Source organism: Pseudoduganella sp. HUAS MS19, assembly GCF_053615455.1.
This window is the reverse complement of sequence record NZ_CM132133.1, coordinates 5,644,136-5,659,933: the sequence shown is the minus strand read 5'-3', so window position 1 is coordinate 5,659,933 and position 15,798 is coordinate 5,644,136. Positions and strand designations below refer to the sequence as shown.

The 15,798-nt window shown below is 61.0% G+C and carries 10 protein-coding genes and 2 tRNA genes; 9 read left to right on the top strand and 3 right to left on the bottom strand.

The genetic code is table 11. From position 1 onward, the window contains the following. Positions 1-84 precede the first annotated feature (84 nt). The 6 genes from ACWBU6_RS25890 to ACWBU6_RS25865 all read left to right on the top strand — a co-directional run bounded on the left by ACWBU6_RS25890 (position 85) and on the right by ACWBU6_RS25865 (position 5,978). Positions 85-924, top strand: a complete 840-nt coding sequence (locus ACWBU6_RS25890) for an alpha/beta fold hydrolase (RefSeq protein WP_452646199.1) — start codon at positions 85-87, stop codon at positions 922-924. A 31-nt stretch (positions 925-955) separates the two neighbouring features. Then, positions 956-1,774, top strand: a complete 819-nt coding sequence (locus ACWBU6_RS25885; RefSeq protein ID WP_452646198.1) for a ChaN family lipoprotein — start codon at positions 956-958, stop codon at positions 1,772-1,774. 40 nt (positions 1,775-1,814) lie between these two features. Beyond that, positions 1,815-3,392 carry an aldehyde dehydrogenase (NADP(+)) gene (locus ACWBU6_RS25880; RefSeq protein WP_452646197.1) on the top strand — a complete coding sequence of 526 codons (1,578 nt, stop codon included), beginning with the start codon at positions 1,815-1,817 and terminating at the stop codon, positions 3,390-3,392. A gap of 32 nt (positions 3,393-3,424) precedes the next feature. Then, entirely contained in the window at positions 3,425-3,748 is a 324-nt protein-coding gene (locus ACWBU6_RS25875; RefSeq protein WP_452649620.1) for a thioredoxin family protein, read from the top strand. Positions 3,749-4,136: 388 nt separating this feature from the next. Next, complete coding sequence (locus ACWBU6_RS25870; RefSeq protein WP_452646196.1) at positions 4,137-4,817, top strand: class I SAM-dependent methyltransferase; 681 nt, start codon at positions 4,137-4,139, stop codon at positions 4,815-4,817. Between the two features lie 219 nt (positions 4,818-5,036). Beyond that, the gene (locus tag ACWBU6_RS25865) at positions 5,037-5,978 is read left to right on the top strand and encodes an acyl-CoA desaturase (RefSeq protein ID WP_452646195.1); all 942 of its coding nucleotides are present in this window, start codon (positions 5,037-5,039) and stop codon (positions 5,976-5,978) included. A gap of 146 nt (positions 5,979-6,124) precedes the next feature. On the opposite strand, the gene ACWBU6_RS25860 is transcribed toward ACWBU6_RS25865, so the two are convergent. Beyond that, a tRNA-Met gene (locus ACWBU6_RS25860) sits at positions 6,125-6,201 on the bottom strand. 330 nt (positions 6,202-6,531) lie between these two features. Here ACWBU6_RS25860 and ACWBU6_RS25855 point away from each other — a divergent pair. From ACWBU6_RS25855 to ACWBU6_RS25845, 3 genes are read left to right on the top strand one after another with little or no spacing between them, the layout of a single operon-like run. After that, positions 6,532-11,595, top strand: a complete 5,064-nt coding sequence (locus ACWBU6_RS25855; RefSeq protein WP_452646194.1) for a beta strand repeat-containing protein — start codon at positions 6,532-6,534, stop codon at positions 11,593-11,595. Positions 11,596-11,619: 24 nt separating this feature from the next. Next, positions 11,620-13,323, top strand: a complete 1,704-nt coding sequence (locus ACWBU6_RS25850) for a type I secretion system permease/ATPase (RefSeq protein WP_452646193.1) — start codon at positions 11,620-11,622, stop codon at positions 13,321-13,323. Beyond that, on the top strand, positions 13,320-14,660 hold the full coding sequence (locus ACWBU6_RS25845; protein WP_452646192.1) for an HlyD family type I secretion periplasmic adaptor subunit: 1,341 nt from the start codon (positions 13,320-13,322) through the stop codon (positions 14,658-14,660). The genes ACWBU6_RS25850 and ACWBU6_RS25845 overlap by 4 nt, the downstream gene beginning before the upstream one ends. 55 nt (positions 14,661-14,715) lie before the next feature. On the opposite strand, the gene ACWBU6_RS25840 is transcribed toward ACWBU6_RS25845, so the two are convergent. Together ACWBU6_RS25840 and miaA are read right to left on the bottom strand one after the other, a co-directional pair. Further along, positions 14,716-14,792, bottom strand: a tRNA-Met gene (locus tag ACWBU6_RS25840). A 47-nt stretch (positions 14,793-14,839) separates the two neighbouring features. Next, positions 14,840-15,793, bottom strand: coding sequence for a tRNA (adenosine(37)-N6)-dimethylallyltransferase MiaA (gene miaA / locus ACWBU6_RS25835; RefSeq protein WP_452646191.1), 954 nt, complete (start codon positions 15,791-15,793; stop codon positions 14,840-14,842). Positions 15,794-15,798 lie beyond the last annotated feature (5 nt).

The window sequence follows — 15,798 nt, the reverse complement described above, 5'->3', positions numbered from 1 at the left end:
ATTGTAACCATCAAAATAATGCTTGACAAGTTACATGGCCGGCGTAATCTTGTAACCATCAAAACAAACTTTAAAGGGTTAATCATGAACCGCACCATCCAGGCCGACGGCGTCCACATCTTTTACCGCGAAGCGGGAGCCCCGGACGCGCCGGCCATACTCCTGATGCATGGATTCCCCACCAGCTCCCACATGTTCCGCGACCTGATCCCGCTGCTGGCGACCCGGTACCGCGTCATCGCACCGGACCTGCCAGGCTTCGGTTTCACCGAGGTGCCGGCCGAACGCCACTACGAATACACCTTCGACAACCTGGCAAATACCATGGAGGCGTTCCTGCAAGCCATCAGGCTGGATAAGTTCGCACTGTACGTGTTCGACTACGGCGCACCGGTAGGGCTGCGCCTGGCTGCGGCCAGACCCGAACGCGTCACTGCCCTGATATCCCAGAATGGCAACGCCTACCTGGAAGGCTTGAGCGATGGCTGGAGCCCAATGCGCAAGCACTGGGCTGACCCGAACGAGGAGAACACCAACGTGATGCGCGGCTTCCTGACGCCTGAAGCCACCAAGTGGCAGTACACCCACGGCGTCGCCGATCCTGGCAGCGTGGCGCCGGAGTCCTACACCCTGGATTCCGCTCTGCTGGCCCGCCCCGGCAACATCGACATCCAGCTCGCGCTGTTCTACGACTATCGCAAGAACCTGGAGCTGTACCCGGTATTCCAGGAGTTCTTCCGCAAAGCGCAGGTGCCGACGCTGGCGATCTGGGGCAAGAACGATCCGTTCTTCACCCCGCCGGGCGCCGAGGCTTATCGCCGCGACAACCCGAACGCGATTGTGCAATTGCTCGATACCGGCCACTTTGCACTGGAGACCCACGCCGGGGTGATCGGCAAAGCCATCCACGCCCTGTTAGACTAGACGCTTTCGAGGAAAGCCTGACCACGCATCGATGAAGCCATACACCATCGCAATGCTGCTGGCCGGCCTGGCATTGGCCGGCTGCAGCAGCAAACAAGCCGTTACCTACACGGCCCCCGCCACCGCGTCCAACCCGCAAGTGCTGCTCCTGGGCGAGGTGCACGACAACAAGGAGGGCCACAAGCTGCGCTTCGAGGACTTGCGCCAGCGCGTGGAGGCCGGCTGGCGTCCCGCGATCGCGATGGAACAGTTCGACCGCGAATCGCAAGACTTGCTGGACGAAGCGCAAAAGGGCTGCCTTGACGCCTCCTGCGTGATCCGCGTCATGAACAAAAAGGGGTGGGACTGGCAGTTCTACCACCCGATCATCCAGCTCGCACTAAGCAACCACCTGCCGCTGATCGCGGTGAACCTGTCGCGCGCCGATGCGTCGAAAGTGGTGCGCGACGGCGTCGCCTCCAGTTTCGATGCCGCCACCGTTGCAGCCTATAAGCTGAAAGACCCGTTGCCTGCGGACCTGCGGCGCGGCCAGGAAAAGGCGATTCAGGAAGGCCATTGTAATATGGCGCCCGACATGATGGTGCCCGGCATGGTCAATGCCCAGGTTGCGCGCGATATCTGGATGGCCAAGCTGATTCGCCAGCAGCAGCCGCGCGACGTGGTCCTTATTGCCGGCAACGGCCACGTGCGCAAGGACATCGGCGTGCCGCGCTGGCTGAATGCCATAGAGCCCAGGCTGAACGTGCGCACCATTGGCTTTGTCGAGCCGGATGCAGTGCAGGGCAGCTATGACGAAATCCGCAAGGTAGCTGCGCAAAAGCGCACAGACCCTTGCGCCAAATTCAAGTAAACTTTCGGCCCTGCCGACCCACTACATCAAGGAGCAAAGAATGCAGATCGCAGGTGAAATGTTGATCGGACAAGCCGCCATCAAGGGCAGCGCAGGCCAGATGAAGGCCACCGACCCGGCCCGCAATACCGAGATCGAGCCAGCATTTGGCATGGCTACTCCGGCCGACCTGCAACGCGCCTGCGAACTGGCGGCGCAAGCATTCGACTCCTACCGCGAAACCAAGCTGGAAAAGCGCGCGCAATTCCTGGAGCAGGTGGCGCAGAACATCCTCGACATCGGCCCGCAACTGATCGAGCGCGCCATGCAGGAATCCGGCTTGCCGCAAGCCCGCCTGGAAGGCGAACGGGGACGCACCGTCAACCAGCTGCGCCTGTTCGCCAAGGTGGTGCGCGATGGCCTGTTCCTGGGGGCGACGCTGGATTCCGCCTTGCCGGAACGCGTACCGCCACGCTCCGACCTGCGCATGCGCAAGATCGGGGTCGGCCCGGTTGCCGTGTTCGGGGCTTCCAACTTCCCGCTGGCGTTCTCGGTTGCCGGCGGCGATACCGCATCGGCACTGGCTGCCGGCTGCCCGGTAGTTGTGAAAGCACACCCTGCGCACCTCGGCACCTCCGAACTGGTGGGCAAGGCGATCCAGAAAGCCGTGGCCGACTGCGGCCTGCATGAGGGCGTGTTCTCGCTGGTGATCGGTGATGTACAGATCGGCGGCGACCTGGTGGCGCATCCTGCCATCAAGGCTGTCGGCTTTACCGGCTCGCGCGGCGGCGGTTTGGCACTGGTGCGTATCGCCCAGGCCCGCAAGGAACCGATTCCTGTCTACGCCGAAATGGCATCGATCAATCCGGTGTTCCTGCTGCCGGGTGCGCTGAAAGCTGGCGCCGCACGCATCGCGCAAGGCTTTGCCGATTCGCTGACCATGGGCTCTGGACAGTTCTGCACCAATCCAGGCCTGCTGATCGCGCTGGAAGGTCCTGAGCTGAATGAGTTTGCCGCAGCTGCTGCGGCCGCGGTGCAAGCCAAGCCGTCGACCACGATGCTGACCCCTGGCATTCACAAATCGTACGAAGCCGGGGTGGGCAAGCTGTCTGCGCTGGACAAGGTGGAACTGCTGGCGCAAGGCGGCGCAGGCAGTACGGCATGCGCCGCGCAACCGCACCTGTACAGCACCGACGTTGACACCTTCCTGTCCACGCCAGCGCTGGAAGACGAGAACTTTGGCCCGAGCTCGGTGCTGGTGCGCTGCCGCGACGCGGCCGACCTGCGCCGGATCGCCGAGCATGTGGAAGGCCAGTTGACCTCCACCGTGCACGCCACGGCCGACGACCGCGAAATCGCCGCCGGCCTGCTGCCAACGCTGGAGCGCAAAGCTGGCCGCATCCTGTTCAACGGCTTCCCGACCGGCGTCGAAGTGGCGCATGCCATGGTGCACGGCGGCCCGTTCCCGTCGACTTCCGACCCGCGCAGCACCTCGGTCGGTGCGACGGCGATCGACCGCTTCCTGCGCCCGGTGTGCTACCAGGATGCGCCGGAATGGGCGCTGCCATCGACCCTGGCCAACAGCAATCCGCAGAACGTGCCGCGCGTGGTCGACGGCAAGATCCAGCCGGGCGCATAAGCCCGCGCGATCGTGGTAAGGTGGGCCGCATGATGGAAACTGTGTACAAGACAGAGCAGCCTAGCCGGGCCGACATCGACGCGCTCACCGGACCAGCAGTGCTGGAATTCGGCACCAACTGGTGTGGCTACTGCCGTGGCGCCCAGCCGGCCATCGCCGAGGCTTACCGCGAGTACGCCAACATCCCTCACTTCAAGGTGGAAGACGGTCCTGGCCGCGCGCTGGGCCGCTCCTTCCGCATCAAACTGTGGCCGACGGTCATCTTCCTGAAAGACGGCAAGGAAGTGGCCCGCGTTGTCCGTCCTGAAGAAGCCGACGAGCTGCGCGAAGGCTTCGGCCAGATCGCCGGCGCCTGATACCCCCCTGATGCGCTGATTCGGCGTTTTGCTTGACACAACACCTGCAATTGCATAATTATTAATGTAGTGGGCCAGTCATCGTGCGCCCATGGTTTCGCAGTCTGATACAAGCGCCAACTCATCCTCATCGCTAGTCGGGAGGATGCTATCCGGCGGAGGTAGACTTTTAGATTCTATGGGGCGCTGAGTGTATCCAAAAATTTTCAAATCATTGGCCTTACGATCGCCAGTCTTTGGCCCGATTGTGATCGAACGTGATCGGCTCAGACAGGAAGTTGCGCAATTTTATGAGGAGCGCGAGAGGTTGGTTCGCGAACCTGTGGAGGTATGCGAGTCAACGAATCCCGGATACTGCCACTGCTGCAGGCAGGAGACGGTCTTTGTAATGAAGGGAACGTGGCTGCGGGACCAATATGTGTGCGCAAACTGTTCTTCCATTCCGCGGCAGCGCCATATCCAGCATGTGCTGGATACCTATTTCAAGGGTTGGGAAGAAAAGAACATACACGAGTCCTCTCCGTCGAACGAACTGATTTCGCGGTACTGCGCGTCTTATTCGTCCTCGCAGTATTTCGAGGGAGTCACCGAAGGAACGTTGGTCAGCGGGGTGCGATGCGAAAACCTGGAGTCCCTGACGTTCCCGGACCATACCTTTGATATTTTCATTACCCAGGATGTCTTTGAGCACATATTTCATCCGGATCGCGCAGCCAGGGAAATTATGCGAGTCCTTAAACCTGGGGGCGTGCATGTGTTTACAGCCCCCAAGCACAAGGGGCTGCGTAAGAGCTATCCGCGCGCACGGTTGCTTGGCAATCAAATCGAGTACCTGCTGGAAGAAAGCTACCACGGCAATCCGGTTGGCGACGGCAGGGCGCTGGTGACGTGGGATTATGGGGATGACTTTGAAGAATTAATGAACTACTGGTCAGACGCCACGACGACTACTTACATCATCCGGGACAGAAGCCTTGGGATAGACGGTGAGTATCTTGAAGTCTTCGTTACCAGAAAAAAAGCGGACACTGAGCGCTGTTCCAACGGCGCACCTGCCGCAGAGACCTGAGAAAGGAAGTCGCCAGTGTCGTACGCCTGACGACGCTGGCGCGAAATCCCTGAGTTCCTCGCCATGCTTGACATGGGCTCAAAAATCATTTCAACTATTAACGAATTAGTTAATATTTAAATTGTGGGGCGACCGCTCATGTACTCGAAGTCTCCCCGGCTGGACCCTCGCCTAGACACGAATCGCGGGCGATGGATGTGGCAAAAAAGGGAGGCTGGCATGAGAAAGATTCGCAACGTCTTAAGAAATCATCGGGTCGCAAGCGATTGCTTGCCCGCGGTGGATGTCGGCGAGGTGCGCTATTCCCCGGTAAAGTCGCTCTGGCTGGTCGCGATGTGCGGCGGCGCGCTATATGGTGCGCTGGCATATCCGCTGATCTCAGCGGTGGTGTTGTTCGCCATCGCAACGGCCTTTGTGCTGCTGTTCGGGCATTCGCTGGGAAGCCATCGCAAGTTGATTCACAACAGCTTTGCATGTCCTAAATGGCTGGAATACCTGCTGATCTGGCTGGGCGTGCAAGTTGGTCTGGCCGGGCCGATTGGCCTGCTGCGCCAGCATGAGCTGCGGGACTACGCTCAACGCCAATCCGATTGTCACGCATATTTGCGGCACGGCGCTGGATTCTGGCACGACGCATGGTGGCAGCTGCATTGCGAGCTGGTGCTGGACAATCCGCCAGCGATCCATATCGAGCAGCGCATTGCCGGCGACGCCTTTTACCGGTTCCTGGAGCGCACATGGATGCTGCAGCAGTTGCCGCTGGCCGTGCTGTTCTATTTATGGGGCGGCTGGGCCTTCGTGTGCTGGGGCGTGTGCGCACGCATCGCCGCTGGCGTCACCGGCCATTGGCTGATCGGCTATTTTGCCCATAATCACGGCGACATGTCGTATGAGGTCGATGGCGCCGCGGTCCAGGGCCGCAACATCCGCTGGACTTCACTTCTGACGATGGGGGAGAGCTGGCATAACAACCACCACGCCTTCCCGCATTCGGCGAGGCTTGGGTTGGCGGAAGGGGAGTGGGACCCGGGCTGGTGGGCTTTGCGCGGCCTGGAACACTTAGGCCTGGTGAGGGACCTGCAATTGCCGGACCGGTTGGAAAACAAAAATGGCCTGGACCGCTGCTGGTTCAGACCACATCTAATGAGTCTATGGTGGTGACGCAATGCTGCGGCTTGGCGAACGGAGCACCGATCCTCATTACAGAGTCCAGTGATGCCGTATTGCCGGCCAAGCCCTGACCGGCTTGCCGGCTCCAGATAATAAAAAAGCCTGAACCGTTTCCGGGCCAGGCTTCTCATGAATCTTGGTGGTGATAGGTGGACTTGAACCACCGACCCTAGCATTATGAATGCTATGCTCTAACCAACTGAGCTATATCACCAGAGCCACGCATTATGAGGCGTTCCGCCGGAACTGTCAACAGTTGTTTATCAAGCAACCAAACTGTTGACAGGCTTATGCGAGCGGCTGAACGATAAATTCCTGAACGAAACGTGACAAAAGCCCTGTATCCGGCGGTCTATTGATGGGCTGATACACCTGGATAAGAGAGGGCATTGTTCTCATGCGCTCACGTATTCTCGGCTGTTAAATTGATATCGATGTTGATGGGAAATATAAATGCCCCGCGATCAATTTAGCTGGATGAAAAGTATCAATATTTACGATTAATCATCTATCGTCGGTCAGCCGGCGAAGTCAGGAGAAGAGCATGGCCACCATTACCGGATCTAATGGAAGCGATACGCTGAGCGGCACCAGCGGGAGCGACACCATCAACAGCGGAAACGGCGACGATTACATTTATGGCGGTGCCGGAAGCGATACGCTAAATGGCGGCGCTGGCAGCGACATACTTGATGGTGGCAGCGGCAGCGACCAACTTAACGGTGGATCCGGGCAGGATACGCTGGTCTACAACCTGAGCGAAAACCTGGCAGCAGGAGCCAGGGATGTGTACACGGGTGGCGCTGGCGTGGATGTGATTCAGCTTCAGTTGAGTTGGGAGCAGTGGTGCGATCCGGCAGTGCGATCGGAGCTCGAACGATATGTGCGGTTCCTGTCGACGGTCAAGGTGAGTGCGCAGGGTGAAGTCTCGAATGGATCGGCCAGTGATTTCGTATTCACCTTTAGCGCCGGCACGGCGGGAGCAACGACGTTGACCGTGCAAATGATGGAAAGGCTGGACGTGATGGTGCAGCCAGAGTCGGGAACCGCATTTGCGACGGTCGACTACCGCACTTCACTTATCAGTGGCAATTCGGCAGGTACGGTAAGTGAGGCTGGAGGATTCGGCAATTCAAGTGGCGGACCATCGACGGTCAGCGGCGATCTTTACTCGGATGACCTGAACGGTGCCGACGATGCTTTCCAACCTGTCAGCGAGGGGACGGCTACCAACTACGGAACGTACGGCGTTACTGCAAATGGCGTGTGGACTTACACGCTGAATAACGGGAACAGTCATGTACAGGCGCTCGCATTCGGCGAATCGCTGACTGATACTTTCACTGTGATAAGCCTGGACGGTGCGGTCAAGGTCGTCGATATCACCATAACTGGCAGCAACGACGCACCGGTGGTTGGTTCTACCCTGTCTTCCGGCGCGGCAGAGGGGACGGGTTACTATTCGGTGGATTTATTGGCAGGTGCGAGTGACGACGACCACGGCGAGACCGCAACGTTGGGCGTGGACAGCGTTACCTATGTCGTCGACGGGGAGTCTGTTGTCGACATTCCCGAAGGCGTCAGCCTGGTGGGGCACATACTGAGGGTTGATCCTGCAGATAGCGCCTTCGACCATCTGGCGGCTGGCGCGCAAAGTACCATTGTGGTCAATTATTTTGTCAAGGATGTGCACGGAGCGACAGTAGCTCAGAGCGCAACGATCACCATTGCCGGCACCAATGATGCGCCGGTGGTGACGGGCGCCGTGACTGGCAATGCGATTGAAGATGGTGTAGCAGTGACGCTCGATGCACTGGCCAATGCCTCGGATGTGGATGCCGGCACGACACTCATGGTGGCGTCGGTGCCGGATGTTCTGCCAGCGGGTGTCAGCTATGACGCCGGGACGCACAGTTTTACGCTGGACCCCAGCCATGCGGCCTATCAGAGCCTGGCTCAGGGGCAGGAGCAGGAGGTGACGGTCAGCTATCAGGTGTCGGATGGCATCACGGCCACGCCTGCATCTGTGACGTTCAAGGTCACCGGCACCAATGACGCGCCGGTGGTGACGGGCACCGTGGTTGGCAGCGCGACTGAAGATGGTGTAGCAGTGACGCTCGATGCACTGGCCAATGCATCGGATGTGGATGCCGGCACGACACTCATGGTGGCGTCGGTGCCGTATGTTCTGCCAACGGGTGTCAGCTATGACGCCGGGACGCACAGTTTTACGTTGGACCCCAGCCATGCCGCCTATCAGAGCCTGGCTCAGGGGCAGGAGCAGGAGGTGACGGTCAGCTATCAGGTGTCGGACGGCATCACGGCCACGCCTGCATCTGTGACGTTCAAGGTCACCGGCACCAATGACGCGCCGGTGGTGACGGGCGCCGTGACTGGCAATGTGACTGAAGATGGTGTGGTAGTGACGCTCGATGCACTGGCCAATGCATCGGATGTGGATGCCGGCACGACACTCATGGTGGCGTCGGTGCCGGATGTTCTGCCAGCGGGTGTCAGCTATGACGCCGGGACGCACAGTTTTACGCTGGACCCCAGCCATGCGGCCTATCAGAGCCTGGCTCAGTGGCAGGAGCAGGAGGTGACGGTCAGCTATCAGGTGTCGGATGGCATCACGGCCACGCCTGCATCTGTGACGTTCAAGGTCACCGGCACCAATGATGCGCCGGTGGTGACGGGCGCCGTGACTGGCAATGTGACTGAAGATGGTATGGCAGTGACGCTCGATGCACTGGCCAATGCATCGGATGTGGATGCCGGCACGACACTCATGGTGGATTCGGTGCCGGATGTTTTGCCAGCGGGCGTCAGCTACGATTCCGCGACGCACAGTTTTACGCTGGACCCCAGCCATGCGGCCTATCAGAGCCTGGCTCAGGGGCAGGAGCAGGAGGTGACGGTCAGCTATCAGGTGTCGGACGGCATCACGGCCACGCCTGCATCTGTGACGTTCAAGGTCACCGGCACCAATGACGCGCCGGTGGTGACGGGCGCCGTGACTGGCAATGTGACTGAAGATGGTGTGGTAGTGACGCTCGATGCATTGGCCAATGCATCGGATGTTGATTCGGGCACGACACTCATGGTGGCGTCGGTGCCGGATGTTCTGCCAGCGGGCGTCAGCTATGACGCCGGGACGCACAGTTTTACGTTGGACCCCAGCCATGCCGCCTATCAGAGCCTGGCTCAGGGGCAGGAGCAGGAGGTGACGGTCAGCTATCAGGTGTCGGATGGCATCACGGCCACGCCTGCATCTGTGACGTTCAAGGTCACCGGCACCAATGATGCGCCGGTGGTGACGGGCGCCGTGACTGGCAATGCGATTGAAGATGGTGTGGTAGTGACGCTCGATGCATTGGCCAATGCATCGGATGTTGATTCGGGCACGACACTCATGGTGGCGTCGGTGCCGGATGTTCTGCCAGCGGGCGTCAGCTATGACGCCGGGACGCACAGTTTTACGTTGAACCCCAGCCATGCCGCCTATCAGAGCCTGGCTCAGGGGCAGGAGAAAGAAGTGACAGTCAGCTATCAGGTGTCGGATGGCATCACGGCCATGCCTGCATCTGTGACGTTCACGGTCACCGGCACCAATGATGCGCCGGTGGTGACGGGGGCCGTGACTGGCAATGTGACTGAAGATGGTGTGGTAGTGACGCTCGATGCACTGGCCAATGCCTCGGATGTGGATGCCGGCACGACACTCATGGTGGCGTCGGTGCCGGGTGTTCTGCCAGCGGGCGTCAGCTATGACGCCGGGACGCGCAGTTTTACGTTAGACCCCAGCCATGCGGCCTATCAGAGCCTTGCTCAGGGGCAGGAGAAAGAAGTGACAGTCAGCTATCAGGTGTCGGATGGCATCACGGCCATGCCTGCATCTGTGACGTTCACGGTCACCGGCACCAATGATGCGCCGGTGGTGACGGGGGCCGTGACTGGCAATGCGACTGAAGACGGTGTGGCAGTGACGCTCAACGCACTGGTCAATGCATCGGATGTGGATCATGGCGCAGTGCTTGGGGTGGTGGCGGTGCCGGCCACGCTGCCAGATGGTGTCACCTATGACGCCGCGACTCACAGTTTTACGATGGATCCCGGCCACACAAGCTATCAAAGCCTGGCCTCCGGTGAAACTAAGGACATAATGGTAAGCTATGGCGTGTCCGACGGCAGCGCGACTGTTGCGCAATCGCTGACATTCACCGTAACCGGAATTAACGATGCGCCAGTATTGGTCTCCGCAGCGACACCTGTCCTGGCAAGGGTTCTCCAGAATGCTGGGGCACCGAGTGGCGCGGCAGGTTCGCTTGTCTCCGACTTGGTCGATTTAGCTCCCCCAGGCGGACTGGATAACGTGACCGATGCAGACCACAATGCAGTGACCGGTGTAGCGTTGACCGGAACGAACACCGCTAACGGAACATGGTGGTATTCCACTAATGGCGGCAGCACCTGGGCGGCTGTGGGCAACGTTTCGAATTCTTCCGCATTGTTGTTATCGGCGGACGCGAATACCCGGATCTACTTCCAGGGAACCTCGAATTTCAATGGAACTGTCAGCGATGGCGTGACTTTCCGTGCCTGGGATGGCACCAGCGGCACGGCAGGAACTAGAGCCGATACTTCTGTCAACGGCGGCAGCTCGGCATTTTCGACTGGGACCGATACCGCAGGCATTACTGTCGACGCAATTAACGTGGCGCCTGTCGGTGCAGGCGACCGTATCATCGTCTCCAACAACACCCTCGTCACAATGTCGACCAGTGTGTTGCTCGGTAATGATACCGATGCAGACGGCAATGCCCTGGTAATCACGGGCGTCAGTGGCGGCACCGGCATCACTGGCCTCACCCTGAATGCCAGCACAGGCACAATCAGCTTTACAAGCAGCAACAGCGCGACGTCGGGCAGCTTCGTGTACACGGTAGCGGACGGCGCCGGAGGCAGCGCGACAGCTTCGGTAACGATTGATATCCGGACCACGACCAACAGCAACAGCAGTGGCGATACGATCGACCTTAGTTCCGCCGGCACTTACCAAGCCTCGTATATCGATGCTGGAGGTGGATCGGATAACTTGACAGGCGGTGCTGCAGGAGACGTATTCATTGGCGGGACAGGCAATGCGGCCGACACCTTGAATGGCTCTGCCGGTAACGATCTTCTCTTCGGTAACGGCGGCGATGACCGGATCATCGGCGGAGCGGGTGCCGATGTGCTTACCGGCGGCACCGGCCGTGACACTTTCGTTTTCGATGCAGCTCCCCATGCGGCCGATTCGGTAACTGACTTCAATGCGTCTGGATCGACGGCGAGCGGTGATTGGATCGAACTGTCGCGGACCACCTTTAGCGGTATTGCTACGAGCGCAGGCAGTTCGTTATCCTCGTCCGAGTTCGCGGCGTCAGCAGGTGGAGGCGCATCGGATGCCATGGCCGCCGGAGTGAGGGTGATTTTCGATAGCATCACGGGTAACCTTTTCTACGATCCGGACGGGCTAGGCGCCGCTAACCGCATCTTGTTCGCAACGCTGACGCTGGACAATCCGGCCGACACATTCAACCAGAACGACATCAAGATCGGTTCCTGATCTGCCAACGGGACGGGGCCAATCATGAAACCGCTCTTTGAAATCATTAAACGCCCGCTCTTGGTTGTCGCGGCATTTTCTTTCATCGTCAACCTCTTGCTGCTGGCTCCTGCGCTCTTCATGCTGCAAGTCTTTGACCGCGTGCTAACCAGTCAGAGCGAGGAAACTTTGCTGCTGCTCTTGCTGGGCATGGTGATCGCCCTTGGCTTGATGCTGATGCTAGATTACCTGCGCAGCCGCTTGCAGGGCGTAATTGGCAACCTGATTGCCGAGCAATTGGCGCCGCTTGTCGCCAAGGTGATGCTGGAGAGGTCGGCGCGCCGCGCCGAGCGGGCTGCATCCGAGGGTTTGCGCGATGTGGCGGCATTGCGCAACCTTTTTTCTGCGCAAGGCTTGTTGGCGCTGTTCGATACGCCGTGGGCCGCCGTGTATGTCGCAGTCATCTGGCTGGCCCACCCGCTGCTTGGCGCTGCGGCGGCAGGTGCTTCGGTGCTGATGCTGTTCCTGGCCTTGATCAACGACCGCATTACCCGGCGCGGCATCGAAACGCTGCAAATGGAGGCAGCCAAAGCCACGCGCTATCTTGAATCGTCCCTGCACAATGCGGAAGTGGTGCAGTCGCTCGGCATGGCCGACGCGTTGATCGGGCGCTGGCAGAGCCAGAGCGCCAAGGTCTCAAAGCTGCAGGGGGCGACCGCGCGCAAGTCGGTGGCAATGGCTGCCATCACCCGCATGACGCGGCAACTGGTACAGGTCATGGTGCAGGCGCTGGGTGCTTATCTGGTCATCAGCGGCGAGGGCACAGCAGGCATCCTGGTGGCGACCACGGTGCTGCTGGGGCGGGCTTTGTCGCCGGTGGAGCAGGTGGTCGGCAGCTGGCGTACCCTGGCCGAGGCACGTTTGGGTTTCGCGCGCTTGTCCGAGTTGCTGGCCGCCGCTGTGCAGCCGGAGCGGATGAAGCTGCCCGCGCCCAGCGGCCGGCTGCAGGCGCAGGGGCTGGTATTCCGCCTGCCGCAAAGCGAGCGGATGATCCTGGCCAATGTCACATTCAGCCTGGAGCCAGGTGAATCGCTGGCCGTGGTAGGCGCCAGCGGCGCCGGCAAGTCGACGCTGGCGCGTCTGCTGACCGGGCTCTGGCCGCCGAATGCGGGGACGGTACGGCTGGACGGCGTCGACCTGGCCCAGTGGCCGCGCCAGGAGCTCGGACCCTGGCTCGGCTATCTTCCTCAAGACGTTGAGCTGTTTCCAGGCACGGTGGCGGACAATATCGCACGGCTGGGCGAGGTCGATTCGGAAAAGGTGGTGCTGGCGGCGCAACGCGCCGGCGTGCATGCGTTGATCCTGAGCCTGCCGCAAGGCTACGACACGCAGATCGACGGCATGGGCGTGATGCTGTCGCCCGGCCAGCGGCAGCGCATCGCCTTGGCGCGCGCCTTATACGGCGATCCAAAATTGCTGGTGCTGGACGAGCCCAATTCCAATCTCGATGGGGCCGGTGAACTGGCGCTCGCCGATGCGTTGAAAGCGCTGAGCGGGCAGGTAACCGTGGTCGTTGTCACGCATCGCAGCACGCTGGTGCAGCACATGGACAAGATGCTGGTCCTCGACGCCGGCCGCGTCCAGCACTTCGGCACCGTGGCGGAGGTCATGCAGGCGATACAACCTGGCCAGGGCAGGGCGGGTGCGCAGGTGGTGGCAATGCCGCGCGTCGCGGAAGGGAGGGCATGATGGAAAGCGCATTGCATAAGGTGACAGCAAGCAATTCCTTGCAACTGCTTGTCAGCGAAACGCGTCGCCTGGCCAATTGGGGCCTGGCTGTGGTGATCCTCGGGCTGCTGCCGCTAACGGCCTGGATGACGTTCGCGCCCCTGTCGTCAGCGGTAGTGGCGCAGGCGTATGTGAAGGTGGACCTGAACCGAAGGCCCGTGCAGCACGCGGAGGGCGGCATCGTGCGTCAGGTGCTGGCGCGCGATGGCCAGCGCGTGCGGCAGGGCGAACCCCTGCTGGTGCTTGGTGATGTGTCAGTCGATGCCGACAAGAACCGGCTGGACTATCGGGTCAAGGCGGAGCGTGCCAGCCTGGCGCGCCTCGAGGCCGAGCAAGGCATGCAGCACTCGTTGGATTTCCCGGCAGATGTAGCGGCGGCCGCGAAGCTCGATCAGCGCCTGGCCGAGCAGGTCCGCAAGGAATGGGCGTTGTTTGCCGCAAGGCGCGACGCCCTGGTGGAACAGGTGCGGCTGCTGCATTCGCAGCGGGACAGGGTGGCGCAGGAGGTCGTCGCACTGCGCGCGCAGATCGTGCAGGCTGGCGAATCGATGAAATTCCAGAGGGTAGAGCTGGACACCAACAACAAGCTGCGTAAGGACGGCTTTGTTTCCGCCACGCGAATCGCCCAGATCGAAGGGGCAGTTGCCGACTATGGGGTCAAGCTTGAAGAGCGGCGCTCGGAGCTGGCGCGTGCGCAGCAGCGCATGGTTGACATTGACTTGCGGGTGAGTGCGCTGCAGGGCGAGTACAGACAGCAGGCAAGCGACCAGCTCAAGGTGGCGACCGCGCGCCTGTCCGAGATTGAGCAGGAGCAGCGCAAGTCGGCGGATGCTTCTGCGCGCCAGGTCATTATCGCACCGGCCAGCGGCGAAGTCATTGGGCTGAAGTATCCGGTGCCCGGTGCGGTCATCGCGCCGCGCGAAACGATCGCCGACATCGTGCCGGATGACGCGCGCCTGGTGACGGAGGCGCGGATACGCCCGGATGACATCAGCCGCATTGCGCGTGGCCAGCCGGCCGACATCCGCTTCACCGCATTCAACTACCGCACTACGCAACTGGTACGCGGCAAGGTAATTTACATTTCGGCCGATCGCCTGGTCGACCGCGCCACGGACGCTCCCTATTACTCCGTATTGGTGGAGGCCGCTCCGGCGTCGTTGGCCAGGGCGGGCGACCTGAAACTGCTGGCGGGGATGCCGGCGGAAGTCTATATCGAAGGGGCGCGGCGCACGCCCCTGGAATATCTGCTGGAGCCGGTTACCCAGGTGTTGCGCCACGCTGCGCGTGAGCGCTGAGAAAACGAAAAACCCGCAGTGCACCGGGTGCATTGCGGGTTCTCGCTGAATCCTTTGGTGGTGATAGGTGGACTTGAACCACCGACCCTAGCATTATGAATGCTATGCTCTAACCAACTGAGCTATATCACCGCAAGGCCAGCATTATCGGTGTCGGCCGGCGATCTGTCAAGGATGGATTACGCTGTGGCGATTTTTGCAAGCACTTGCTGTTGCAATTGCCCGCTGGCGTCCGCGGCGCAGCAGTCGACCACGATCCGGTCAGGCATCGCGCGCAGCCAGGTTAGCTGGCGCTTACATAGTTGGCGGGTGGCGATGATGCCGGTTTCACGCATCGTCGCGTAGTCGATGCTGCCATCCAGGTATTCCCAGGCCTGGCGGTAGCCCACGCAGCGGATCGATGGCAGGCCAAGGTGCAGGTCGCCGCGCGCGCGCAGGGTCTTCACTTCGTCGAGGAAGCCCGTATCGAGCATGATGTCGAAGCGGCGCGCAATGCGCTCGTGCAGCCAGGCGCGGTCGGATGGTTCGAGCGCGAACGACACCAGGTCGAAGGGCAGTTCTTCCTTCGCGCGCTGGGCCAGCAGCTCGGACATCGGCCTGCCGGACAGGGCGTGGATCTCCAGTGCGCGCTGGATGCGCTGCGCGTCGGCTGGCTTGAGGCGGGCGGCAGTTTCGGGATCGACTTGCGCCAGACGCGCGTGCATGGCGGGCCAGCCGATGCGGGCTGCTTCCTCGTCCAGCTGTGCGCGCAGCGCTGCGTCCGCGCCGGGCAGGTCGTCCAGGCCGTCGGCCAGACCTTTGTAATACAGCATGGTGCCGCCGACCAGCAGCGGGATCTTGCCGCGTGCGCTGATTTCAGCGGCCAGGCGCAGCGTGTCGGTGCGGAACTGGGCGACCGAATAAGAGTCCAGCGGGTCGATGATGTCGATCAGGTGGTGCGGCACGGCGGCCAGTTCTTCTTTCGAAGGCTTGGCGGTGCCGATGTCCATGCCGCGGTACACCAGCGCGGAATCGACGGAGATGATTTCGCACGGGACCTGCTGTGCGATGGCCAGCGCGGCGGCGGTCTTGCCGGACGCGGTCGGCCCCATGATGGCGACCGCCAGCGGGCGCTTGTTGGACTGCTCGTTCATAGCCT

Excerpts from the sequence above, each read along its gene's own strand:
- ACWBU6_RS25890 (WP_452646199.1), top strand. The coding sequence starts at position 85 with ATGAACCGCACCATCCAGGCCGACGGCGTCCACATCTTTTACCGCGAA.
- ACWBU6_RS25885 (WP_452646198.1), top strand. The coding sequence starts at position 956 with ATGAAGCCATACACCATCGCAATGCTGCTGGCCGGCCTGGCATTGGCC.
- ACWBU6_RS25880 (WP_452646197.1), top strand. The coding sequence starts at position 1,815 with ATGCAGATCGCAGGTGAAATGTTGATCGGACAAGCCGCCATCAAGGGC.
- ACWBU6_RS25875 (WP_452649620.1), top strand. The coding sequence starts at position 3,425 with ATGGAAACTGTGTACAAGACAGAGCAGCCTAGCCGGGCCGACATCGAC.
- ACWBU6_RS25870 (WP_452646196.1), top strand. The coding sequence starts at position 4,137 with ATGAAGGGAACGTGGCTGCGGGACCAATATGTGTGCGCAAACTGTTCT.
- ACWBU6_RS25865 (WP_452646195.1), top strand. The coding sequence starts at position 5,037 with ATGAGAAAGATTCGCAACGTCTTAAGAAATCATCGGGTCGCAAGCGAT.
- ACWBU6_RS25855 (WP_452646194.1), top strand. The coding sequence starts at position 6,532 with ATGGCCACCATTACCGGATCTAATGGAAGCGATACGCTGAGCGGCACC.
- ACWBU6_RS25850 (WP_452646193.1), top strand. The coding sequence starts at position 11,620 with ATGAAACCGCTCTTTGAAATCATTAAACGCCCGCTCTTGGTTGTCGCG.
- ACWBU6_RS25845 (WP_452646192.1), top strand. The coding sequence starts at position 13,320 with ATGATGGAAAGCGCATTGCATAAGGTGACAGCAAGCAATTCCTTGCAA.
- miaA (WP_452646191.1), bottom strand. The coding sequence starts at position 15,793 with ATGAACGAGCAGTCCAACAAGCGCCCGCTGGCGGTCGCCATCATGGGG.